Here is a 22,408-nt window from a genome sequence, read left to right as displayed (position 1 = left end):
GGGTTAGGCTGGCGCCATGAGTACCGAAGGCAAAGACGCCGCGTCCGACGAGATGAAGCGCAAGTTCAAAGAGGCGCTCGACAAGAAGAACGCGCACAATCGCTCAGGGCAGGCGCACCTGGACGGCGATTCCGCCGTGCACGCGACCGCCGCCCCGCAGATGAAGCGCGAGTTCCGCCGCAAGAGCGGCTGAGCAGAACGGCACAGGAGCACGCTCATGACAGAGAAGAAGCCGCAGGGTCCCGACGCCGAGAAGGAGACCCTCCGCGACGACGAGGCCTTCGAGACGGCACAGAGCGAGGCCGAGATCGAGCTCGAGGTCCGCAGGGGTCTCGGCGCCGAGGCGTTCGAGGGCGGCATCGAGGGCTGATCCCTCGCGCAGTCGGCGGTGCCGTGGGTCAGCGGATCCGCAGCACCGCCGGCACGCGCAGCGCGACGCCCCCCACCGAGAGCACCAGCAGCACGGCCGCCCAGAACGTCACGGGCGCCACACCGAACGTCTGAGCGAGCACGCCCAGCAGCAGCGAGCCGATCGGGATCATCCCGATCGCGAGCTCCTGCAGTCCGAGCACTCGGCCGTGCAGTGACTTGTCGGTGACGATCAGCAGCAGTGTCGTCTGCAGCACACCGAACGCAGCACTGGCGAAACCGGCGAGAGCCAGCACCACGAATCCCGCCGGCGGCGAGGTGAGCATCGCGAACACCGCCCAGAGCGCACCCCAGACCATCGTGCCGAAGACGAACAGGGCGCCCTTGCGGCGGAAGTCGCCGAGCGCCGCGATCACCATCGACCCGATCAGCCCGCCGATGCCCGAGCACGAGAGCATGATGCCCAGCCCGTCGGCATCGAGTCCGAACCGCTGATCGGCGAACACCGGCATGAACGACTGGTACACCGGCCACAGGAACGTGTTCGCCACCACGGTCACCATGAGCACCCCGACCGCAAGGCGGTTGCGCCCGATCAGGCGGACGCCGCTCACCAGCATCCGGAGCACGGGTTCGGGTTCCGCGTGCGCGACATGCGGGATGCTGCGCAGCGGGATCAGCAGGGCGAAGGAGATGGCGTACCAGGCGGTGGACACCCACAGCGCCGCCGGCGCACCCAGCCCGGCGATCATCGCGCCGCCGATCGCCGGCCCGACGACCTGTGTCATGTTCATGGCCAGTGAGTTCAGGGCGTTGGCGTTGGAGAGGTTTGCAGGCCCCACCAGTTCGAGTGCCAGCGAGGCGCGGGCGGTCTGCGACGGCGACTGCGCCAGTCCGATGGCCAGTCCCCCGGCCACGAGCACCCAGTAGGAGAGCATCCCCGATGACGCGAGGAACGACACGACGGCGATCGCCGTCGTCGCCCAGCCGCAGGCCGCCAGCAGCAGGCGCACCTTGTCGAACCGGTCGGTGAGAGCGCCGGCGATCGGACCGAGCAGCAGCGGGGCGAGCCGCACTGTGGTGAAGAGCGCGACCAGGAACTCCGAGCCGGTCATCTCGAACGCCATCCATCCGAGCACCAGCGTCTGCGTCCAGACGCCGCCGAAGAAGAACAGGTTCGACGTCCACAGCAGCTGGAAGCTGCGGTTGCCCCGCAATGAGGAGACCGCCGTGCCGAGGCCGATCCGCTGGGTGGGGCGGGTGTCGGCTTCGGTCACGACGGTCTCCTTCAGTCAGTCCAGACTGAATGGTATACCATTTGGGTCATTCCCCGGCGAGGCCTCCGAGCAGGTGCCCGAACGAGCGCCCCTTGCCGAGGTAGGTCTCCGGATCGAACGGATCGGCGTCCGCTGCGGGCTCGCGCCGGGCGATCGCCTCGGCCAGCTCGCGTGCGCCGCGCTCGACGCGTGCGCTCAGCGGCGCCACGTCGTCCGCGTTCGCGCCCCAGTCGCTCGAGGCGGCGAAGACGCCGGTGGAGACGGGCTCGGCGTGCAGGTAGGTGAACAGCGGCCGGATGGCGTAGTCCACCGCCAGCGAGTGACGGGCGGTGCCTGCATTCGCCCCGATCAGCACCGGCTTGCCGGTGAGCGCGTCGGGGTCGAGCACGTCGATGAACGACTTGAACAGACCCGAGTAGCTCGTCGAGAAGATCGGCGTCACCGCGATCAGCGCATCGGCGGAGACGACGGTGTTGATCGCCGTCTCCAGCGCGGGCGGCGCGAAGCCGGTCAGCAGGTTGTTCGTGATGTCGTGCGCCAGGTCGCGCAGCTCGATCACGTCCACGGTCACCGGGATGTCCTGTTCGCGGAGCGTCTTCACGGTCTCGGCGGCCAGCCGGTCGGCCAGCATCCGCGTGGAGGACGGGTTCGACAGGCCCGCCGAGATCACGGCGATACGACGCTCGGCCATCTCAGGCACCCGCCTTCGTCGCCGCGGCCCCGAACGCCGAGCCCGCGGGGGCGACACCGCCGTCCTGGTACGGCGAGCCGGCGGTGAGGTTGTCGCCGCGGTTCGCACCGGGGCGCGCCTGCCTGGCGGGGCCATCGCCGTAGACCGCCTTGACGCGAGCGGCGTGGGTCGGGGCGTCCGGCACGTTCGCCGGACGATCCTTCGCGAGCTCCTTGCGCAGCACCGGGACGACCTCGCCGCCGAGCAGGTCGATCTGCTCGAGCACGGTCTTCAGCGGCAGGCCGGCGTGGTCCATCAGGAACAGCTGGCGCTGGTAGTCGCCATAGTGCTCCCGCATCGCCGCGTAGCGGTCGATGACCTGCTGCGGCGACCCGACGGTCAGCGGGGTCATCTCGCTGAAGTCCTCCATCGACGGACCGTGGCCGTACACCGGGCCGTTGTCGAAGTAGGGCCGGAACTCGTTCACGGCGTCCTGCGACTTCGGGCGGATGAACGCCTGGCCGCCGAGGCCGACGATCGCGGTCTCGGGCGCACCGTGACCGTAGTGCGCCCAGCGCTGGCGGTACAGCTCGATGAGTCGCTGGTAGTGCTCCTTGGGCCAGAAGATGTTGTTCGCGAAGAAGCCGTCACCGTAGTACGCGGCCTGCTCGGCGATCTCCGGCGTGCGGATGGAGCCGTGCCAGACGAACGGCTTGACGCCGTCGAGCGGTCGCGGGGTCGAGGTGAAGCCCTGCAGCGGCGTGCGGAACTTGCCTTCCCAGTCCACGACGTCCTTGGTCCACAGCTCGTTCAGCAGCGCATAGTTCTCGATCGCCAGCGGCAGGCCCTGCCGGATGTCCTGGCCGAACCAGGGGTACACCGGCCCGGTGTTGCCGCGACCCATCATCAGGTCCATGCGGCCGCCGGAGAGGTGCTGCAGCATCGCGTACTCCTCGGCGATGCGCACCGGGTCGTTCGTGGTGATCAGCGTCGTCGAGGTAGACACGATCAGACGCTCGGTCTGCGCGGCGATGTACGCGAGCAGGGTGGTCGGGCTCGACGAGAAGAACGGCGGGTTGTGGTGCTCGCCGATGGCGAAGACGTCCAGCCCCGCCTCCTCAGCGTGCTTGGCGATGGTGACCGCTGCCTGGATGCGCTCCGCCTCGCTCGGGGTGACTCCGGTGGTCGGGTCCTCCGTGATGTCGCTCACCGACATGAGGCCGAACTGCATGCCGCTCTGTTCGTTCACGATTTCTCTCCAGATCGGGATGCCTCAGCATCCGGGTTTATTCAAATGAATGTATCCGGTACAACGCTCAGACCGCAAACATATTCCCGCCGGTAGCCTCGTCCCATGAGCAGTGCCGCTGTACCCGCTGATCGCCCCCGAAGAAGAGTGCCATTCTGGGACAACGCCCGGTTCGCCTGCATCGTCCTGGTGGTGCTGGGACACGGCATCCAGCGGCTGATCTACGACTCAGACATCTCCTACGCCTTCTACCTGCTGATCTACGCCTTCCACATGCCGGCGTTCGCGATCATCTCGGGTTACTTCTCGAAGGCCTCCAGCCCCACCCGACGACAGATGTCCCGGGTGATCACCGACATCCTGGTGCCGTACGTGATCTTCGAGGGACTGTGGGCGCTGACGAAGTGGCTGGTCGAGGGGCAGGCCGATCCGAACCTCACGCAGCCCTCCTGGACGCTGTGGTTCCTGCTCGCGCTCGGCATCTTCCGCCTGGTGCTCCCCTACCTCGCCCTGCTGCGCTGGCCGCTGCTGTGGGCGTTCCTGATCTCGATCGGCGTCGGCTACATGCAGAACGTGGACAGCACCTTCTCGCTGTCGCGGACCCTGGGGCTGATGTTCTTCTTCACGCTCGGCTGGTGGCTGCGCGAGCACGACATCGTGCGCAGGTTCCGTCTGATCGAGTTCCGGCCGTGGTGGCTGCGCGTCTGTGCGATCGTCGCCCTGGGCGCCTGGGCCTTCGTCTGCTGGCGTTGGCTGCCGACCTGGGATGCCGTCGATCTGCGGTTCTGGTTCTTCTACGACGACTCGTACGCGGGCCTCGCCGCGGACCAGTGGTGGGCCGGCGGCATCCGCATCGCGCTGATGGCACTGGCCATCGTGCTGAGCGCAGCGTTCTTCCTGCTCATCCCCCGTCGCGCCACATGGTGGACCCATTTCGGGCAGTACACGATGTACGTCTACCTGCTGCACTCCTTCGTGCTGTACCCGTTCCGCGAGTCCGGCATCCTGCGGGGCCTCGACCCGACCTGGCTCTGGCTGCCGCTGATCACCGTCGTCGCGGTGCTCATCGCGTTCGCCCTGTCGACGCGTGCGGTGCGACGGGTGTTCCGGCCGCTCATCGAGCCGCGTCCGCGCTGGCTGTTCGCCGATGCCGCGCTGGTGTCGGCGCAGGACCACCGCAGCGACCCGACCGGGTCGCGGCGCCGCCCCGAGTAGACGCACGAGGCGCCCGTGCCTTCCGGCACGGGCGCCTCGCCGTGGAGTGGGGCCGGTCAGGCGGCGGGCTCCTCGTGATCGGTCGGGGTGTGGATGATGTCGAAGTACACCTCGGTGTTCGCGGGGTCGGGGAACACCCGGTAGGTGAACTCCTCCTCGGTCAGCGTCACGATGTCGGAGTCGCGCTCGAAGAGCACCTCGCCGGCGTCGTCCTTCGCGACGATGTGCCGAGAGCTGCCGTCCGCGGTCACGCTCCAGTCGCCCTGCATCTTCGGGGAGTCGTCGAGGTTGTACATCGTGAACGAACCGCCGTCCTTGAAGTACGCCCAGCCGACGAAGTTCTTCACGTTCTCGTCGTCGAGGGCGACGTCGGCGCCTTCGGCGTCGGTCGCGCCCGTGGTCTCCCATGCCGTCGAGGCGAGGATCTCGGAGGGCGTCGGCCCTGCGGACTCCTCGGATGCCGCAGCACTGGATGACGGCGCACCGGCGGTCTCGGTCGGAGCCGCGGTGCAGCCGGCCAGCAGCCCCAGGGCGACGAACGCCGAGGCGGTGAGCATGATCGTCTTCATCGGCTTCTTGAGCGTCATTTCCATGTCCTTCGTTTCGTGATCTCGACCGGTAGGAGTGGATGCCAAGGCCGATTGCATCCATCGTCATTCGAGGCGCGGGCACGCTGCATCGTCCTGCCGGGTGCGAACGAGTAGCCGATCGGATGATGCCGACCGGCGTCGCCCGCTGCGAGTCTGGAGACGTCCCCGATCCCCTGGAGAAGCCGATGAGACCTCGCCGTTTCCGCACCCGCAACCGCAGATCGACAGCGAAGTCCGCCGGTCTGGCCGCGGCGCTCGTGACCGTCGCCCTCGTCGTGACCGCGTGCTCCGTGTCGCCCGCATCCGATCCCACCTCCGCCGACGACGCCACTGCCGCGCTCTGGCAGGCGATCGACAGCGGCGACGCCGGCGCGGCCCGCGCCGCAGTCCACGACGGCGCCGACCTCGAAGCACGTGGCGACGGTGACGCCACTCCCCTGGTCGCCGCGACCAAGGACGAGCAGACCGACATCGCCCTGCTGCTGCTCGACGCCGGCGCCGACCCGGACGCGAAGGACGGCATCGAGGACTCCGCGTTCCTGTACGCCGGTGCCGAGGGCCTGGACGAGATCCTCACAGCGACGATCGAGCACGGCGCGGACGTCACCAGCACCAACCGCTACGGCGGCACCGCGCTGATCCCCGCCGGCGAGCACGGCCACGTCTCGACCACGAGGATCCTCATCGAGGCCGGCGTACCGCTCGACCACGTGAACGACCTGGGGTGGACCGCGCTCCTCGAGGCGATCGTGCTCGGCACCGGATCACCCGATCACATCGAGACCGTCCGCCTGCTGCTCGAGGCCGGCGCCGATCCGAGCATCGCGGACGGCAACGGCGCGCTGCCGCGGGAGCTGGCCGAGCAGTCCGGGTACGACGAGATCGTCGCTCTGATCGACGCCGCGTCCTGAACCCGGTGGGGGCTACGCGAACAGCGGCGCCCCCACATAGGAGCCGGCCGCGGCACCCGGCGGGATCGCCCACAGCCCCGAGCCGACGTGTCGCACGTACTCATTCATCAGGTCGGTGGAGAGGCTGCGCTGCAGCGTGATGAACTGCGCAGGATCCCGCTGGTACGACAGGAAGAACAGCCCGGCGTCCAGCCGCCCGAGTGCGTTGTTGCCGCCGACGTAGTTGAAGCCGCGGCGCAGGATCCGGGTGCCGCCGTTGGAATCGGGGTGCGCGAGCCGCACGTGGCTGTGCGCGTCGAGCTTCGCGAGCTTCGGCTCGGTGAACTCGGTGCCGCCGGAGAGCGGCGCACCCTCGCCCTTGTCCCGGCCGAAGATGTTCTCCTGCTCGGACAGCCGCACCCGGTCCCAGGTCTCGATCAGCATCGCGATCTTGCGCGCCACCAGGTACGAGCCGCCGGACAGCCAGGCCGGCTCGTCGGATGCTGCCACCCACACGTTCTCGTCGAGGGCGGTGGTGTCGTCGGCGAGGATGTTGGCCGTGCCGTCCTTGAACCCGAAGAGGTTGCGAGGGGTCTGCTGTTCCGCGGTCGTGCGGGAGGTCTTGCCGTAGCCGAGCTGCGACCAGCGCAGCCGTGCCCGCCCGAACGCGATCCTGCTGAGGTTGCGCACCGCATGCACGGCGACCTGCGGGTCGTCCGCGCACACCTGGATGCACAGGTCGCCGTCGGAGGATTCCGGCGCGAGGTCGTCGCCGAGGAAAGCCGGCAGCCGCTCGAGCGCGGCAGGGCGCCGGTCGCGGATGCCGTAGCGGTCTTCGCCGTCCTTGTCGAACAGCGTCGGGCCGAATCCGATCGTGACAGTCAGACCGTTCGCCGGCAGTCCCTGCGCCTCGCCGGTGTCGTCGGGCGGCGACTCGGGCGAGCCACCCACTGCGCCGGTCGCCGACACGTCGAGTCCCTGCGTGATCCGGGATGCGGCGTAGGACCAGTCCTGCAGCAGCTCGACGAGGTCGGCGCGATCGGTGCGCGGCATCATGTCGAAGGATGCGAAGTGCAGGTGCTCCTGCACCGGCGTGACGATGCCGCCCTGGTGCGCTCCGAAGAACTCGTAGGGCTTCGCCTCGTTCGGGCCGCGTTGAGACGCGGCGACCGCGTATCCCGCGCCCGCGCCGACAGCGAGTGCGGCGGCGCCGCCTCCCACGGCGAGACCGAGCAGGCCGCGCCTGCTCAGCCCCCTCCGCTTGTCGGCATCTGGAGCCTGCTCCTCCACCGGCTGCGCGCCCTGTTCGCCTGTCACGTCAGGACAGCGTGGTTCCGGTGAGCTGCGAGAGCGGCTCGGCGAGGGCGTTGATGAGGTCGACGAGCTCGCGCTTCTGTGCATCGCTCAGATCGGTGAAGGCGACGAAGCCGTCCTTCAGCGTGCCGTGCTGGGCGAGTGCATTCTCGAGATCGGCGTAGCCGGTCTCGATCTCCTTCACCAGGGCCGCTCCGTCGTCGCCCTGGGCGGCGGCGAAGTCGCTGACCAGCGAGAACGCCATCTTCGACCCCTCGACGTTGGCGGCGAAGTCGTAGAGGTCGGTGTGCGACCACCAGTCCTCCTCGCCTGTGATCTTGCCTGTGGCGACCTCGTCCAGAAGCGCGATGGCGCCGTTCGAGACGCCGGAGATGCCCTGATCCTCGAGGTTGCTGACGAAGTCGTCGGAGTGCACGTAGTCGTACAGCTCCTGCACGTCGGCGATCAGCTGGTCACCGAACTCACCGCGCTGCTCGGACGTGGACGGCGCCCAGTCCTGCCACGCCGAGGTCTCGCCGTCGGCGTTCAGCGCCTCCTTCGCCGGGACCCAGAGATCCTTCTCGATGCGGTGGAAGCCGGTCCAGTCCAGCCCCTCGGCCACGGCGTCGACCTCGCGATAGTCGATGCGCGGATCGAGGTCGCCGAGCGCCTCCGCCACGGGCTCGATGCGCTCGTAGTACGCGCGGGTGGTCGGGAACAACTCCTGCGCCTTCGCGTCGTCGCCTGCCTCGTACGCGGTGACCAGTTCGTCGACCGCCGGGACCAGCTGTCCGACCTGGTCCTTGACGAAGGCGGCGTAGAGGTCGACGGCCTTCTGCTTCTGCTCGGCGTCCGGTCCGTCCACGGCGACCCGGTCGCCGGTGACGGTGAACGCGGCCTTGCCGATTCCGTCGCCGACCATGCCGGGCTTGCAGACCGTGAAGTAGTCGCCGGGCTGCGCGGTGACTGTGAGGGTGCGCGAGGCGGACGGGGCGATGTTCTCGACCTCGCCGACGATCCGCAGACCGTCGTCGGCGAGCAGGTAGAACTCGGTCACCTGGTCGCCGGCGTTCTTCACGTCGAAGGTCAGAGTGCCGCTCTTCGCGGTGCCCGCGGAGACGGCGCAGTCCGATGCGGTGGATGAGACCGTGAGCGCGGCCGACGGGTCGGCGTCGGCCTTGGCCACGCAGCCGCTGAGCAGGAGCGCGGCGGCGCCGGTGGCGGCGAGGGCGCAGGCGACGCGGGAAGACGAGGTCATGCTGTTCCTTCAGTTGTGGTGACGGGAAGTGCGGTGGGGGACGCGGACGCTGCGGGCGCGGCGTCCGCTGGGGTCGAGGGCTGCGCTGTGGCTGGAGCGGATGCCGCAGCATCCGGCTTCCGCGCACCGCGGCGTCGAGGCAGGCCGCGCAGGAAGAACGCGCCGACGACGACGATGTAGATGAGCCATGCGATCACCTGCAGCCAGGTCATCCGCGGCATGAAGCCGAGGGTCGCCTGCAGGATGGTCGCGGCGGTGCCGTCTGGGGCGATCGCGCCGCTGAGATCGAACGCCCAGCCGAACGGGAACGCCGCGAACCCGGTGGCGACGGCGCCGGTGACGGGGTCGATCGGCGCCGCGGTGGTGAACGGGCCGGGCAGGGCACCGGCCTCCTGCAGGTCCATGATCGCGTAGGCGAGCACTCCGGCGGCGACGATCACGAGGAAACCACCGGTCCAGGCGAAGAAGCGGCGCAGGTCGAGCCTGACCGCCCCGCGGGCGAGCAGCCAGCCGACGACGATCGCGATGGCGAGACCGATCAGGGCGCCCAGCAGTGCCATCGGCGCGCTGCCGAAGGACTGCACCATCGACCACAGCAGCAGTGTGGTCTCGATGCCCTCGCGTGCAACCGACACGAAACCGATCGCGACCAGCGCCCAGAGGCCGCCCTTCGCGAGTGCACGGTCGAGACCGCCCTCGAGCGTGGCCTTCATGGTGCGGCCGGCCTTCTGCATCCAGAAGATCATCCAGGTCACCATGGCGACGGCGAACAGCGACATCAGGCCGCCGATGAGCTCCTGGGCGCCCGGCGCCAGCGAGTACGCGCCGAAGGTGAGCACGGCGCCGATGGTCAGAGACAGGGCCACGGCCAGGCCGATGCCCGCCCACATCCGGGGCAGGACGTCAGCGCGGCCGATCCGCTTGAGATAGGCGACGAGGATGCCGACGACCAGCGCGGCCTCCAGACCTTCGCGCAGGCCGATGAGGAGTGATGCGATCACGCGGGAGACTCCGAGGAAGGGGTAAGTAAGGAATGCCTTACCTATGAAACCCTAGCATCCGAGTAACCGTGCGCAACATACGTGACGCCGTGTGAAAGCACGTCTACCGTCGAGCCATGGCCGAACTCCCCCTCCCCGTCCTCGACCTCTCCCGCCTCGACGCCGGCCCAGAGGCGGCCGAGCAGTTCCGCGCGGAGCTTCGGGCGGCCACCCATGACGTGGGGTTCTTCTACCTGACCGGCACGGGCGTCTCACCCGAGCTCGAGGATCGCCTGCACCGGGCGGCGCGGGACTTCTTCGCCCTGCCCGAGGCCGACAAGCTGTCGATCGAGAACGTCAAGAGCCCGCACTTCCGCGGGTACACGCGCGTGGGCGGCGAGCGTACGCAGGGCGAGGTCGACTGGAGAGAGCAGATCGACATCGGTCCGGAGCGCGAGCCGCTCGCCGGCGGCCCGGCCTTCAACCGACTGGTCGGACCGAACCTGTGGCCCGAGGCGCAGCCCGAGCTGCGCGAGGTCGTCGCGGAGTGGCACGCCACGCTCTCGGAGGTGTCTCGGCGGCTGCTTCGAGCGTGGGCCGAGGCTCTGGGCGCGGACTCGTCCTACTTCGACGAGCACTTCGGCGAACCGCAGACCCTGATCAAGATCGTGCGCTATCCCGGCAAGGTCGACCCTGAGCAGCAGCAGGGCGTCGGCGCGCACAAGGACTCCGGCGTCCTCACTCTGCTCTGGGTGGAGCCGGGCAAGGGCGGCCTGCAGGTGCGGTACGACGGCGAGTGGGTGGACGCCCCGCCGGTACCCGGTGCCTTCGTCGTGAACATCGGTGAGATGCTCGAGTACGCCACCGGCGGCTACCTGAAGGCGACCGATCACCGAGTGATCTCGCCGAAGGCGCCGGATGAGCGGATCTCGATCCCGTTCTTCTTCAACCCGGCGCTGGATTCGCGGCTGCCGCTGATCGAGTTGCCCGCGGAGCTCGCCGCCGAGGCGCACGGCGTCACCGACGATCCGTCGAACCCGATCCACGCCCTCTACGGCGAGAACGCACTGAAGTCGCGACTGCGCGCACATCCGGATGTGGCCGCGATCCACCACGCCGACCTGGTCAGGGCCTGACTCCCGACGAGACCCGCGTCAGCCGCGCCTCGCGTGCGGGGCAGGCAGCCCATCCATCCTGATCTGGTATACCAGAACAGTGCTGATCCGAGACGAGCGCCCTTGGGGCGAAACCGCATCCGATGACGACGTCCGCTGAGCCCTCCGGGGCCGCTCGTGCGATCGCGCTCGGCGCGGCCCTGCTGGTCGGGGTCAATCTGCGTCCGGCGATCACCTCGGTCTCCACGCTGCTCGACCACATCTCGACGACGTTCGCGCTCGGCGACACGGGCACCGGCATCCTCGCCACGCTCCCGATCGTCGTCTTCGGCGTGAGTGCGCCGCTCGGCCCGCTGCTCGCACGCCGCATCGGCACCTCACGGGCGCTGCTGGCCGCGATGGTCGTGCTCGCCGTCGCGCTGGCACTGCGCGTGGTCGACGGCTGGATGCTGGTGCCCGGCACGTTCCTCGCCGGCGCCGCGATCATGGTAGGCGCGACGCTGATCCCGCCGTTCCTGAAGTCGCTGAACGCCTCGGGTCTGTGGGTGGGGCTGAGCACGATGTCCTTCGGCGTCGGTGCGGCGCTGGGCGCGGGGCTCTCAGTGCCCCTGGAGCGAGCACTGGGCGGAACAGCGCAGGCCCTCGCCAGCTGGGCGGTGCTCGCCGTGCTCGCCGCCGCCGTGCTGCTGCTCGTCGGACGCGGTGCGGACGTCGCCGCACAGGGGCGGCCCCGCATCACCATCGCCAGCGACAACCGGCTGACCGTGGTGATCATGACCGCCGTGTTCTCGCTGCAGTCGCTGCTCTACTTCGCCGTCACCACCTGGCTGCCGTCGATGCTCGCCGAGCGCGGCACCGATCCGGCCACCACCGGCTGGCTGTTGGGCTGGTTCAGCCTGATCGGCCTGATCCCCTCGCTCGTGGCACCGGTGATCGCGCGCCGCAGACGTGCTCTGACCTGGTTCGGCCCTGGCCTCGGCGTCGCGATGGCGGCCGGCTACGCGTGGTTCGCACTCAGCACCGGAACGGATGCCGCGGTCGTGTCCTGGCTCGGCATCGTGCAGAACGCCGGTTTCGGACTCGCGATAGGACTGCTGGTCAGCCTCGCCGCCGATGCCCCGTCGGCCGGCATCCTGTCCGCGATCGCGCAGGGCGTCGGCTACGCCGTCGCCGGCGTCGGCAGCCTGCTGCTCGGTCTGCTGCACGACGCGACGGGAGGCTGGACCGCCAGCATCCTGGTCATGGCGATCCTCGGCATCGCGCTCAGCGCCTGCACCGCGCTGGTCATCCGGCGCCGGCCCGTCTCGCTGATCGCCGGCTGAGGAGCGCCCGGTCAGCCGGTGGCGGCTCCCCATTCGCGCGGGTCGACGTCCGCCACCGACTCCGAGAACACCCAGGTGCGTCCACTGAAGTCCACGCAGGTGCACTGGCGCTCTCCATAGGGGAACTCCTCGACGGTCGACGCCGCGGCTCCGGCCGCCAGTGCGCGTTCCCGGAGCGCCCGCACATCGGCCACCCGAACCATGACGTGGTCGGCGCCGTTCGGGCGCTCACCGCGCACGATCGCCACCGCCGCTGTGTCGCCCACGGCCAGCTGCGCACGGTGGTCGCCGATGCGCCAGCGCAGTGTGAAGCCGAATGCCTCGCCCAGTCTCTCGACGGCCTCGGGCACGTCCGGATACGCCAGCACCGGGATGAGCGCGTCGACAGGCATCGATCTGTTCGCCAGCATGGCGGTCAGCGTACGCTCTCCGCCGGGAACGATGAAGGCCTCCCACACCGTGGGAGGCCTTCTCAAGAATGTTCTGCGCGATTGAACGCTGGAACGCGTGCTGTGCTCAGCGACGCAGACCCAGGCGCTCGATCAGCGAGCGGTAGCGCTCGATGTCGACGTCCTGGAGGTAGCCGAGCAGACGGCGGCGCTGACCGACGAGCAGGAACAGGCCACGACGCGAGTGGTGGTCGTGCTTGTGCTCCTTGAGGTGCTCGGTGAGGTCCTTGATGCGCTGCGTCAGCATCGCGACCTGCACCTCGGGGGATCCGGTGTCACCGGGGTGCGTCGCGTACTCTTCGATGATCGCCTTCTTGACGTCTGCTTCCAGTGCCATAGATTCGATCCCCTCTCACTCATTGCGCGGTGCCCGACGCCTGATGCGTGAGCTCTCTTTATCCGCGGCCGATCTAACGGCAACCTGAAGAGTCTACCAGTGATCGGGGCCACCGACGGACGGGGTACGCCCGCCCCTCGGATACGCTCGGATGATGCAGTACGGAACTCTCGCGTGAGCCATTTCATCGACCTCTCACCGCTCAAGGCGAGCCCCGCGTTCGCGCGGATGTGGATCGGCTCCACGCTGGCCGGCATCGGCGGACAGCTCACCATGGTCACCGTCATGCTGCACGTGTTCTCCCTGACGCACAGCACATTCGCGGTCTCGATGATCGCTGTCGCCGGTCTCGTCCCGATGATCCTCGCAGGGCTCTACGGCGGCATGCTCGCCGACGCCTTCGACCGCCGCGTGGTCGCCCTGATCGCCGCCACGGTCACCTTCGCCGCCACCACTCTGCTCGCCGCCCTCACTTGGACGCACACCGAGAGCATCTGGTGGCTGTACGCGCTGAGCATGATCATCGCCGCGGCGAACTCCGTCGGCATGGCCACCCGTACGGCGATCGTGCCCCGGCTCATCTCCCGCGAGCAGCTGGCCGCGGCATCCGCCCTGAACGGCATCGCGTTCGGGCTCACGGTGATGGCGGGCCCGGCACTCGCGGGACTGCTCGTCGCGCTCACCGGGTACGGCTGGACGTACACGATCGACATCGTGCTGATGCTGGCGATGTTCCTCGGGCTGTGGACCCTGCCCGCGCTCGTGCCTGAGGGCGAGATCGTGCGACCCGGTCTCGCATCCCTGGCCGACGGCTGGCGGTTCCTGCGCCGCGCGGGGAACATCCGGATGCAGTTCCTCTGCGACATCCTGGCGATGACGTTCGGGCAGCCCCTGGTGCTGTTCCCGGCGCTGGGAACGGTGATCCTCGGCGGTGGCGCGTTCACCACCGGCATCCTCACGGCGGCCGTCGCCGTGGGCACGTTCGCATCGAGCCTGCTCTCCGGACGCGTCGTGCAGTACCGCTGGCACGGCCGCGGCATCGAGCGCGCAGTTCAGGCCTACGGCCTCTCGATCGTGCTGTTCGGCGCCGTGCTGCTGATCGGATCATTCCTCTCCCCTGCCACCGAGAAGACCCCGAACGTCGGGCTCATCGTCGCTGCCTGTCTCACGCTCGCGCTGTCCGGCGCCTGCGACAACGTCAGCTCGATCTACCGCAACACGATGATGCAGGCCGCCGTGCCCGACACCATGCGCGGGCGCCTCCAGGGGGTGTTCATCATCGTCGTCGCCGGCGGGCCGCGCGTCGGCGCGCTCTATGCCGGCACCCTGGCCACGCTCACGGCACTGTGGTTCCCGCCGCTGCTGGGCGGCTTCCTGGTCATCGGCCTTGTCGCACTGCTGGCCAGGCGCCACCCGAGCTTCGCCGCGTACGACGCCGCGGACCCGGTGCCCTGAACCGCTCCCGCAGCGGAATCCTGCCGTTCAGCGGCGGATATCGGACGTCGCATCCGGAAGTGCCCCGCCGCGGGCCGCGACGTGAATAGAGTTCGGGAGTGACCTCGACCGCCGCTTCCCCGCCTCCCGTCGCCGCGCGTCAGCGGACCGCTTCGATCGTGATCCAGTTCGTGCTCACCGGGATCGTGTGGGGCTCCAGCTTCCTGTTCATGAAGGTCGCACTGGGCGGTATCTCCCCCGCCCAGGTGGCCTGGTCCCGGCTGCTGCTCGGCGCGCTCGCGCTCGGCCTGTTCGTCGTACTGCGCCGCGACAGACTGCCACGCGACCGCCGCATCTGGATGCACCTGACCGTCGTCGCCGTGACGTTCTGCGTCGTGCCGTTCCTCATCTTCGCCTGGGCGCAGCAGTACGTGAGCTCGGGTCTCACCAGCATCTACAACGCGACGACCCCGATCATGACCGCGATCATGGCCTGGGCCGTGATGCGGGTCGAGAGGCTGAAGCCGGGGCAGATCGCCGGCATCCTGATCGGGATCCTCGGCGTAATGGTCATCATCGCGCCGTGGAGCGGACTGGATGCGAGCCAGAGCATCGGTGCGCAGCTGGCGATCCTCGGCGCCACCGCCTGCTACGGCTTCAGCTTCGCGTACATGCGACGCTTCCTCTCGGACTCCGGGGTGAGCGCACTGGTCTTCTCGTTCCTGAACATCGGCCTCGCCGCCGCGATCATGCTCCTGCTCACCCCGGTGCTCGTGCTGACGCCGGTGCATCTCGACGCGGCGATCGTCGTGGCCGTGGTGCTCCTCGGTTTCCTGGGCACCGGCCTCGCCTACGTCTGGAATCAGAACGTGCTGCGCGCCTGGGGACCGACTCGCGCGTCGACCGTGACCTACATCACCCCGGTGGTCGGGGTCACGCTCGGCGTCCTCGTGCTGCATGAGCAGGTGAGCTGGAACGAGCCACTCGGCGCGCTCATCGTGTTCGCCGGCATCCTGCTGGCGCAGGATCGGCTCCGGCTGCGGCGGCGGGCCGGCTGAACATGCGAGAGGGGTGCGGATGCCGCAGCATCCGCACCCCTCTCGCAGTGTGGCGATCAGGCCTGCAGCGAACCCTGCAGGTCGAGGTTGATCTTGATGTCCTTGCCGACCAGGACGCCGCCGGTCTCGAGGGCCTGGTTCCAGGTGAGGCCGAAGTCCTCGCGGTTGATGGTCGCGCTGGCGGAAGCGCCGGCCTTGTAGTTGCCCCACGGGTCGGTGCCGAAGCCGCCGAAGTCCAGCGCGAAGCTGACCGGCTTGGTGATGCCGCGGATGGTCAGGTCGCCGTCGACGAACAGGTCGCCGTCCTCGACGCGGGCACCGGTCGACACGAAGTCCATGGTGGGGTGGTTCTCGGTGTCGAAGAAGTCGGCGGAACGCAGGTGCGCGTCACGGTTCTCGTCGTTGGTGTCGATCGAGGTGACATCGACGCTGGCCTCGACCTTGGCCTCGAGCGGGTTCTCCGGGGCGATCAGGGTCGCGCTCTTCACGCCGAAGCTGCCGCGCACCTTCGAGATCATCATGTGGCGAACGCTGAAGGTGACCTCGCTGTGCGAAGGGTCGAGGGTCCAGGTGCCGGCGCGGTAGCCGGGGACGTCGATGGTGCTCATGCTGCTCCTTGGGGGAAGTCGTTGCCGCCGATCGGCGACACGGGTTACAACTTACATGCAAATGGATGTATTCCCGAGAGTGAGAAACGTTCCGGAGTGACGGAGGCCCCCGCCCGCATGCTGCGGACGAGGGCCTCGGAGATGATGTCAGCCGACGTTGACGAGATCGATGATGAAGATCAGCGTCTTCCCGGACAGGAAGTGCCCCGCCCCGGCGGGACCGTAGGCCAGGTGCGGCGGGATGACCAGCTCGCGGCGTCCGCCGACCTTCATGCCGGGGATGCCCTCCTGCCAGCCCTGGATCAGGCCGCGCAGCGGGAACTGGATGGTCTCGCCACGACCCCAGGACGAGTCGAACTCCTCGCCGGTGTCGTATTCGACGCCCGCGTAGTGCACCGTGACGGTGTCGCCGGGCTTCGCCTCGGCGCCGTCGCCGGCGATGATGTCGCGGATGACGAGCTCCGCGGGAGCCTCGCCGGTGGGGGCGTCGAACTCGGGCTTTGTGCGATCAGTCATGCCTCCATGTAACCGGACGCCCCGCGCACGGTCAACGCGAGGATGCGCGCCGAGAGCGAACAGGCGACTCTTGACACTTCCCATCCGGTGATGCACCCTGGGTACAGATCAACTCAGCGCCCGGATTCGCTTGCAGGCATCGCCGCAGCACCGGGCGCTGAGTCTGTCAATGGCCTGGCAGCTCAGCGGCCGCGACCGTCAGTACGCCAGCAGCGCCGCCCGCGTCGCCCGCGTCCTCACCAGCAGGGCGTGCTCGTCCGCTGCGGCGTACCTGTCGTGGCCGGTGATGGCCCGCTGCCGCACCGCGGCCAGCTCGGTGGCATCCCGGATGAACGACTTCATCAGCGGTCGGCGGTCGCCGCGCAGCGACGACGCCCACTTCATCGCCGTCCGCCGGCCTGCCGCCGTCGCGAGCATGGTGACCTCCTCGGGCGTGAACCAGCCCGCCCGCGCATAGTCGCCGAGCCGCTCCCTGGTCAGCCGCGACTCTTCGCGCCGCAGCGCGATGATGCCCAGGATGAAGCCGACGAAAAGGGGCACCTGCATCGTGAGATACAGCGGGAAGAAGTCCCCGAACAGCGAGGACCCGTTCCACAGCGCGTGCAGCGCGACGGCGCCGAGCACTCCGAGGCATCCGGCGCCGAAGGCGCTCTGTGCGCTCGCGCCACGTCGCGCCGCCAGGCCGATCGCGAAGCCGGTGAGCGAGGTGAACATCGCGTGCGCGAACGGCGACATCAGACCGCGCACCACGAACGTCGCGGTCAGCTGCTGCCCCCCGCCCTCGTGCAGGCTGATCGCGAAGTACTGGATGTTCTCGGTGAAGGCGAAGCCGGCACCGACCAGAGCGCCGTAGACCACCCCGTCGACCGGCCCGTCGAAGGCACGGCGCGCGAACACGTAGATCAGGAAGACGCCGAGGCCCTTGCCGACCTCCTCCACCAGCGGTGCCTGGACCACCGCGGTGAGGGCGTCTGGACGGTCTCCGAAGACCTGCCCGAGGCCCCGATCGACGAGCAGCGCGATGCCGACCGCGGCGATGGCGCCCCAGGCCAGCGCGAAGGCGACCAGGCTGCGCGGTTCGGGTTCCCAACGGTCGATGAGCCAGACTCCGAGCAGCACGATCGACAGCGGCACGAGCGCGAGGACCAGGCCGAGCACGGATGCCCCGGCGCCCAGGGCGTTCACGAAGTAGCCGATCAGCTGCAGCAGCAGGAACGCGAGCACGCCGAACATCCAGAACGACATCGTCCGGCCCTTGCGCACCGGCGTCGGCAGCGCGGGCAGTGCCGGACTGGGCGCCGGGGCGGCGGGCGCCTGCGGCGCGACGCGCATCGGGTTCTTCGCCAGCACCGACGGGTACGCCGGCCGCGGCGGCTGATACGCCTGCGGTCCGCCGCCCTGCGCGGGCGGCGGACCGTAGGCGGGCGGCTGTCCTCCGGAGGTCATGGAGGACAGCCTATTGGCGCAGGGCGCTCAGTCGTCCTCGGCGGCGATCACGGGGATCGCGGCGGTGATCGTCTCGAGACCGGACAGGCGCGCCGGCGAGAGCTGCTTGGTGACCTCTTCGCGGGTCATCAGACCTGCCTCGACGACGAGGTCGGCGACGTTGCGGTTGGTCAGCAGTGCCGTCTTCGCCAGCGCGGCGGATGCCGCGTACCCGATGAACGGGGTGAGAGCGGTGACCACGCCCACCGACGCGCCCACCATCGCTCCGAGGCGGTCGGTGTTCGCGGTGATGCCGTCGACGCAGTTGACGCGCAGCGTCCACATGGCCTGGCGCATCCAGGTGATGGACTGGAAGATCGAGTGCGCGATGACCGGCTCGAAGGCGTTCAGCTGCAGCTGGCCGGCCTCGGCCGCCATCGTGACGGTCATGTCGGCGCCGGCGACCGCGAAGGCCACCTGGTTGACGACCTCGGGGATGACAGGGTTCACCTTGCCGGGCATGATGCTCGACCCGGCCTGCATCGCCGGGAGGTTGATCTCGCCGAGGCCCGCCTGCGGACCCGACGAGAGCAGACGCAGGTCGTTGCAGATCTTGGAGAGCTTCATGGCGTTGCGCTTGAGCGACGACGAGAACGACATGAACGAGCCGGTGTCGCTGGTCGCCTCGACCAGGTCGCTGGCGGTCTGCAGATCGAGACCGGTGATCTTGCGCAGGTGCTTGAGCACGGCCGGGGCGTAGGCCGGGTGCGTGGTGATGCCGGTGCCGATCGCGGTGGCGCCCATGTTGATCTCGAACAGCAGCGACGCGTTCTCCGTCAGACGGGCGTGGTCGAAGCCGAGAGTCGATGCGAAACCGTGGAACTCCTGGCCGAGCGTCATCGGCACGGCGTCCTGCAGCTGGGTGCGGCCCACCTTGAGGATGTCGTGGAACTCGCGCGACTTCTTCAGGAACGAGCCGCGCAGCAGATCGAGCTCCTCGAGCAGCGATCGCAGGGTCAGCGACAGGCCGATCTTGACCGCCGTCGGGTACACGTCGTTGGTGGACTGGCTGCGGTTGGTGTGGTCGATCGGCGACAGGAAGTCGTAGTCGCCCTTCTCCCGCCCGGCCATCTCGAGCGCGATGTTGGTGATGACCTCGTTCGCGTTCATGTTCGTCGAGGTGCCGGCGCCGCCCTGGATGACGCCCACCACGAACTGGTCGTGGAACTCGCCGTCGATCACGCGCTGCGCGGCCCTGTCGATGAGGTCCGCGCGCTCGGGGTCGAGCACCCCGATCTCCTTGTTTGCTCGCGCACTGGCCTGCTTGACCATGGCGAGACCGACCACGAGGTCGGGATACACCGAGATCGGGCGCTTCGTGATCGGGAAGTTCTCCTCGGCACGGAGCGTGTGCACGCCGTAATAGGCGTCCACGGGGATCTCCATGCTTCCGATCGAATCGGTCTCGGTGCGAGTGCGGGCAGGCGCGTCAGCGGCCATGTCACATCCTTGTGGGTGTTCAGCGGTTACCGGAAAGCGGGGGATGCCCCCAGTCTACGCCGGGGGCTTGCGCGAGAACGCCTCCAGCCGCTGCTCCGGAGTCAGCGCCGCCATCTCGCGCACCCACTCCTCCGAGAAGAAGTCGCCGGTCGGTGCGTCGACGACCGGGACGACCGTGTGCGTGATCGTGTCGGGGTACACGTGGACCAGATGGAACGACTGCCCGGCATCCATCCCGTTGACCTCTGCAGCCGGCAGCGCGACGTTCATCGAGTAGCACGTCGACGAGGCGACACTCACCGGCACGCCGGCGAACATGCCGGACGAGGAGTAGTGCAGGTGCCCCGCGAGGATGCCGCGGACGTCGGTGCCGCGGACGACGTCGGCGAACTCGTCCTGGTGCCGCAGCTCGAGGATGTCGAACAGCGGCAGGTGCGATGGCAGCGGCGGGTGGTGCAACGCCAGCAGAGTGCCGTGCGGGGCGTGCGTGCGCAACTGCTCGGCCAGCCAGTCCAGCTGCTCCACGTCGAGGTCGCCGTGGTGCCACCCGGGCACGCTCGAGTCCAGGGCGATCAGGCGCAGACCGTCGAGGTTCCAGACCCCGGTGACGGGTTCCTCGGTCGCCTCGGCGTCGAACAGCTCAGCCCGCATCGCCGGCCGCTCGTCGTGATTGCCCGCCACCCAGACGATCGGGCAGCCGAGCTCGGCGGCCACCGGTTCGAGCGCGGCACGCAGCCGGCGGTACGCGTCCGGCTCGCCGAAGTCGGTGAGGTCGCCGGTGACGACGATGGCCGACGGCGCCGGATGCACACGGCGCACGGCCTGCAGGGTGCGCTCGAGATTGGCGTCGGAGTCCGCCCCGCCGGCGTGCCGCGCTCCCCCGGCGAGCAGGTGCGGGTCGCTGAGGTGGATGATCGTGTGCGACGCCGCCTCGTGACGACCGAACGCGGGAAGGGCGGTCATGCCCTCATGATAGGGCGGTCAGTGCCCGATCACGATCAGGGTGATGCCGCCGAGCACCGCTGCGCCGCAGAGTACGAAGCATCCGATCGCCGCCACGAAGGCCAGCGACTTCTGCGCCTCGGTCAGCGGACTCTTCTTCGCCGCTTTGGCCGCCTGCTTCTCGGCGCGGCGGATCTCCTTGTCGGAGAGCACGGTGATCGCGTCGGTGAACTCCGCCGGCGAGACCACCGGGATGCGACCGGCGCGCACGAGCATGCGAAGCCCCAGCGAGTAGAACAACACGATGGCGACCGCGCCCACGAGCGCGGCGAAGAAGACGTAGCCGAAGGCGATCCAGTCGATCTCGACGCTCATCGTGCGTCCTCCTGCTCATCGATGTCGAGGTCCCATTCGGCGAGTTCCGCGCGCTTGCGTCGGCTGCCGCTGAGCTCCTCCCACTCCTTGGCCGCCTGATCGGCCTCGGCGTACTTCTGCGCGGCGCGCTCAGCCGCCTTCCGCGCGGCCTTGACCTCGCCGGGCGTTCCGCCCTTCTTCTTCAGCTTCTTGGCCTTCTGCGCCGCGCGCTCGGCCTCATCGGCCTTGCGCTCCGCGCGCTCGAGCGCACGCATCAGCTCGATGCGGCTGGTGCGGCGGGTCGGGCCCGGCACGTCGGGCAGATCGATCGCGTGGCCGGATTCGGCGACGTCGCTCATCGCATTGCTCGCCGTGACCGCGTTCTTGCGGGACTTCAGGAACAGCCCCACGATGATGGCCACTGCGGCGATCGCATCGATGATCACGCCCCAGCCGCCGAGCCAGACGACGAAGAGCGCGGCGACCGCTCCGACCGCTCCGGCGGCCGGCAGCGTCAGCAGCCAGCCCAGGGCGATGCGCCCCGCGGTGCGCCAGCGCACCGTGGAACCACGTCGGCCGAGACCGGAGCCGATCACGGAGCCGGAGGCGACCTGGGTCGTCGAGAGCGCGAATCCGAAGGCGCTGGAGGCGAGGATGGTGGCGGCCGTCGAGCTCTCGGCGGAGAAGCCCTGCGCCGGCTTCACCTCGGTGAGCCCCTTGCCGAGCGTGCGGATGATGCGCCAGCCGCCGAGGTAGGTGCCCAGGGCGATGGTGAACGCGCAGGCCACGATCACCCAGAACTCCGGGTTGTGATAGTCCGCGCTGCCGGGGTCGCCGGTCTGCCAGCCGACGGTGATCAGGGCGAGAGTGATCACGCCCATCGTCTTCTGCGCGTCGTTCGTGCCGTGTGCGAGCGCGACCATCGACGAGGTGAAGATCTGCCCCCACCGGAAGCCGGAGCGTCCGTCGGGCTTGCCGTCGTAGCGCCGGGTGATGCCGTACGCGACCTTCGTCGCCGCGAAGGCGATCAGACCGGCGGTGACCGGAGCGATGAGCGCCGGGAGCACGACCTTCGAGAGCACCACGCCGAAGTTGATGCCGCCCACGCCGACGCCGACCAGAGTCGCGCCGATCAGGCCGCCGAACAGCGCGTGCGACGAGCTCGAGGGCAGACCGAGCAGCCAGGTGAGCATGTTCCAGGTGATCGCGCCGATGAGCCCGGCGAAGATCAGCGAGGGCAGCAGGCTGTGATCGATCTGATCCTCGCGGACGATGCCGCCCGAGACGGTCTTGGCCACCTCGGTGGACAGGAACGCGCCGACCAGGTTCAGCACCGCGGCCAGGAGCACAGCGGTCTTGGGCTTGAGAGCACCGGTGGCGATGGGCGTCGCCATCGCGTTGGCGGTGTCGTGGAAGCCGTTCGTGAAGTCGAAGAACAGTGCCAGCGCGATGACCAGCACGACGATGAGGGCTGCGGTTTCCACCGGTCGCTTTCGTTGAAGATGCAGAGACAGTGCCGACGAGGTCGGCGTGACGAACGAAGAGTTCACCGTGGGT

The 22,408-nt window shown here is 68.9% G+C and carries 24 protein-coding genes; 8 read left to right on the top strand and 16 right to left on the bottom strand.

All coding sequences use genetic code 11. The annotated features are described in order from the left end of the window. Nucleotides 1-16 precede the first annotated feature (16 nt). The gene (locus GON06_RS18510) at nt 17-193 is read left to right on the top strand and encodes a DUF5302 domain-containing protein (protein ID WP_198346660.1); all 177 of its coding nucleotides are present in this window, start codon (nt 17-19) and stop codon (nt 191-193) included. 24 nt (nt 194-217) lie between these two features. Then, a complete protein-coding gene (locus GON06_RS08450) occupies nt 218-370 on the top strand; it encodes a hypothetical protein (protein WP_157311884.1) in 153 nt (50 codons plus the stop codon). 28 nt (nt 371-398) lie between these two features. Here the strand turns inward: GON06_RS08450 and GON06_RS08445 are convergent, their stop codons facing one another. Genes GON06_RS08445 through GON06_RS08435 form a run of 3 tightly spaced genes read right to left on the bottom strand, consistent with a single transcriptional unit; the run spans nt 399 to nt 3,547 of the window. Continuing rightward, on the bottom strand, nt 399-1,646 hold the full coding sequence (locus GON06_RS08445) for an MFS transporter (RefSeq protein ID WP_332837299.1): 1,248 nt from the start codon (nt 1,644-1,646) through the stop codon (nt 399-401). A gap of 46 nt (nt 1,647-1,692) precedes the next feature. Beyond that, nucleotides 1,693-2,337 (bottom strand): FMN reductase, encoded by a 645-nt coding sequence (locus GON06_RS08440; RefSeq protein ID WP_157311883.1) that lies wholly within the window; start codon nt 2,335-2,337, stop codon nt 1,693-1,695. 1 nt (nt 2,338) lies between these two features. Beyond that, entirely contained in the window at nt 2,339-3,547 is a 1,209-nt protein-coding gene (locus tag GON06_RS08435; RefSeq protein ID WP_157312198.1) for an LLM class flavin-dependent oxidoreductase, read from the bottom strand. A 123-nt stretch (nt 3,548-3,670) separates the two neighbouring features. Here GON06_RS08435 and GON06_RS08430 point away from each other — a divergent pair, with 123 nt between their 5' ends. Continuing rightward, a complete protein-coding gene (locus tag GON06_RS08430) occupies nt 3,671-4,780 on the top strand; it encodes an acyltransferase family protein (protein WP_157311882.1) in 1,110 nt (369 codons plus the stop codon). A 56-nt stretch (nt 4,781-4,836) separates the two neighbouring features. Here the strand turns inward: GON06_RS08430 and GON06_RS08425 are convergent, their stop codons facing one another. Next, on the bottom strand, nt 4,837-5,367 hold the full coding sequence (locus GON06_RS08425) for a DUF4822 domain-containing protein (RefSeq protein ID WP_198346659.1): 531 nt from the start codon (nt 5,365-5,367) through the stop codon (nt 4,837-4,839). A gap of 188 nt (nt 5,368-5,555) precedes the next feature. On the opposite strand from GON06_RS08425, the gene GON06_RS08420 reads away from it, so the two are divergent. Further along, the gene (locus GON06_RS08420; protein WP_157311881.1) at nt 5,556-6,281 is read left to right on the top strand and encodes an ankyrin repeat domain-containing protein; all 726 of its coding nucleotides are present in this window, start codon (nt 5,556-5,558) and stop codon (nt 6,279-6,281) included. Nucleotides 6,282-6,293: 12 nt separating this feature from the next. Here the strand turns inward: GON06_RS08420 and efeB are convergent, their stop codons facing one another. From efeB to efeU, 3 genes are read right to left on the bottom strand one after another with little or no spacing between them, the layout of a single operon-like run. Further along, complete coding sequence (gene efeB / locus GON06_RS08415) at nt 6,294-7,577, bottom strand: iron uptake transporter deferrochelatase/peroxidase subunit (protein ID WP_332837297.1); 1,284 nt, start codon at nt 7,575-7,577, stop codon at nt 6,294-6,296. A gap of 1 nt (nt 7,578) precedes the next feature. Next, complete coding sequence (gene efeO, locus GON06_RS08410) at nt 7,579-8,811, bottom strand: iron uptake system protein EfeO (protein WP_157311879.1); 1,233 nt, start codon at nt 8,809-8,811, stop codon at nt 7,579-7,581. Next, entirely contained in the window at nt 8,808-9,812 is a 1,005-nt protein-coding gene (gene efeU / locus GON06_RS08405) for an iron uptake transporter permease EfeU (RefSeq protein ID WP_332837296.1), read from the bottom strand. Before efeU ends, efeO begins: the two co-directional genes overlap by 4 nt. A gap of 116 nt (nt 9,813-9,928) precedes the next feature. On the opposite strand from efeU, the gene GON06_RS08400 reads away from it, so the two are divergent. Both GON06_RS08400 and GON06_RS08395 read left to right on the top strand, forming a co-directional pair. Continuing rightward, on the top strand, nt 9,929-10,927 hold the full coding sequence (locus tag GON06_RS08400) for an isopenicillin N synthase family dioxygenase (protein ID WP_157311878.1): 999 nt from the start codon (nt 9,929-9,931) through the stop codon (nt 10,925-10,927). 122 nt (nt 10,928-11,049) lie between these two features. Further along, nucleotides 11,050-12,228, top strand: coding sequence for an MFS transporter (locus GON06_RS08395; RefSeq protein ID WP_157311877.1), 1,179 nt, complete (start codon nt 11,050-11,052; stop codon nt 12,226-12,228). Nucleotides 12,229-12,239: 11 nt separating this feature from the next. Here the strand turns inward: GON06_RS08395 and GON06_RS08390 are convergent, their stop codons facing one another. Next, nucleotides 12,240-12,638: a glyoxalase gene (locus GON06_RS08390; protein WP_157311876.1), complete on the bottom strand. Its 399-nt coding sequence runs from the start codon at nt 12,636-12,638 to the stop codon at nt 12,240-12,242. Between the two features lie 106 nt (nt 12,639-12,744). Further along, entirely contained in the window at nt 12,745-13,014 is a 270-nt protein-coding gene (gene rpsO / locus GON06_RS08385) for a 30S ribosomal protein S15 (protein ID WP_116241715.1), read from the bottom strand. Nucleotides 13,015-13,242: 228 nt separating this feature from the next. On the opposite strand from rpsO, the gene GON06_RS08380 reads away from it, so the two are divergent. Beyond that, nucleotides 13,243-14,469: an MFS transporter gene (locus GON06_RS08380; protein ID WP_232528392.1), complete on the top strand. Its 1,227-nt coding sequence runs from the start codon at nt 13,243-13,245 to the stop codon at nt 14,467-14,469. A gap of 98 nt (nt 14,470-14,567) precedes the next feature. After that, the gene (locus tag GON06_RS08375; protein WP_332837293.1) at nt 14,568-15,506 is read left to right on the top strand and encodes a DMT family transporter; all 939 of its coding nucleotides are present in this window, start codon (nt 14,568-14,570) and stop codon (nt 15,504-15,506) included. Nucleotides 15,507-15,562: 56 nt separating this feature from the next. On the opposite strand, the gene GON06_RS08370 is transcribed toward GON06_RS08375, so the two are convergent. The 7 genes from GON06_RS08370 to GON06_RS08340 all read right to left on the bottom strand — a co-directional run bounded on the left by GON06_RS08370 (nt 15,563) and on the right by GON06_RS08340 (nt 22,335). After that, the gene (locus GON06_RS08370; protein WP_157311875.1) at nt 15,563-16,114 is read right to left on the bottom strand and encodes a YceI family protein; all 552 of its coding nucleotides are present in this window, start codon (nt 16,112-16,114) and stop codon (nt 15,563-15,565) included. 147 nt (nt 16,115-16,261) lie between these two features. Next, nucleotides 16,262-16,630 carry an FKBP-type peptidyl-prolyl cis-trans isomerase gene (locus GON06_RS08365; protein ID WP_157311874.1) on the bottom strand — a complete coding sequence of 123 codons (369 nt, stop codon included), beginning with the start codon at nt 16,628-16,630 and terminating at the stop codon, nt 16,262-16,264. Nucleotides 16,631-16,828: 198 nt separating this feature from the next. Further along, the gene (locus tag GON06_RS08360) at nt 16,829-18,076 is read right to left on the bottom strand and encodes a PrsW family intramembrane metalloprotease (RefSeq protein ID WP_157311873.1); all 1,248 of its coding nucleotides are present in this window, start codon (nt 18,074-18,076) and stop codon (nt 16,829-16,831) included. Between the two features lie 27 nt (nt 18,077-18,103). Beyond that, entirely contained in the window at nt 18,104-19,555 is a 1,452-nt protein-coding gene (locus tag GON06_RS08355) for an aspartate ammonia-lyase (RefSeq protein ID WP_157311872.1), read from the bottom strand. Between the two features lie 54 nt (nt 19,556-19,609). Continuing rightward, nucleotides 19,610-20,518, bottom strand: a complete 909-nt coding sequence (locus GON06_RS08350) for a phosphodiesterase (RefSeq protein ID WP_157311871.1) — start codon at nt 20,516-20,518, stop codon at nt 19,610-19,612. A gap of 18 nt (nt 20,519-20,536) precedes the next feature. Further along, nucleotides 20,537-20,872, bottom strand: a complete 336-nt coding sequence (locus GON06_RS08345; RefSeq protein WP_157311870.1) for a peptidase — start codon at nt 20,870-20,872, stop codon at nt 20,537-20,539. Then, on the bottom strand, nt 20,869-22,335 hold the full coding sequence (locus tag GON06_RS08340; RefSeq protein WP_332837292.1) for an inorganic phosphate transporter: 1,467 nt from the start codon (nt 22,333-22,335) through the stop codon (nt 20,869-20,871). Before GON06_RS08340 ends, GON06_RS08345 begins: the two co-directional genes overlap by 4 nt. Nucleotides 22,336-22,408 lie beyond the last annotated feature (73 nt).

This window comes from Microbacterium sp. MAH-37 (assembly GCF_009758255.1).
Taxonomy (GTDB): Bacteria; Actinomycetota; Actinomycetes; order Actinomycetales; family Microbacteriaceae; genus Microbacterium.
This window is presented reverse-complemented; position numbering and strand designations above follow the sequence as displayed.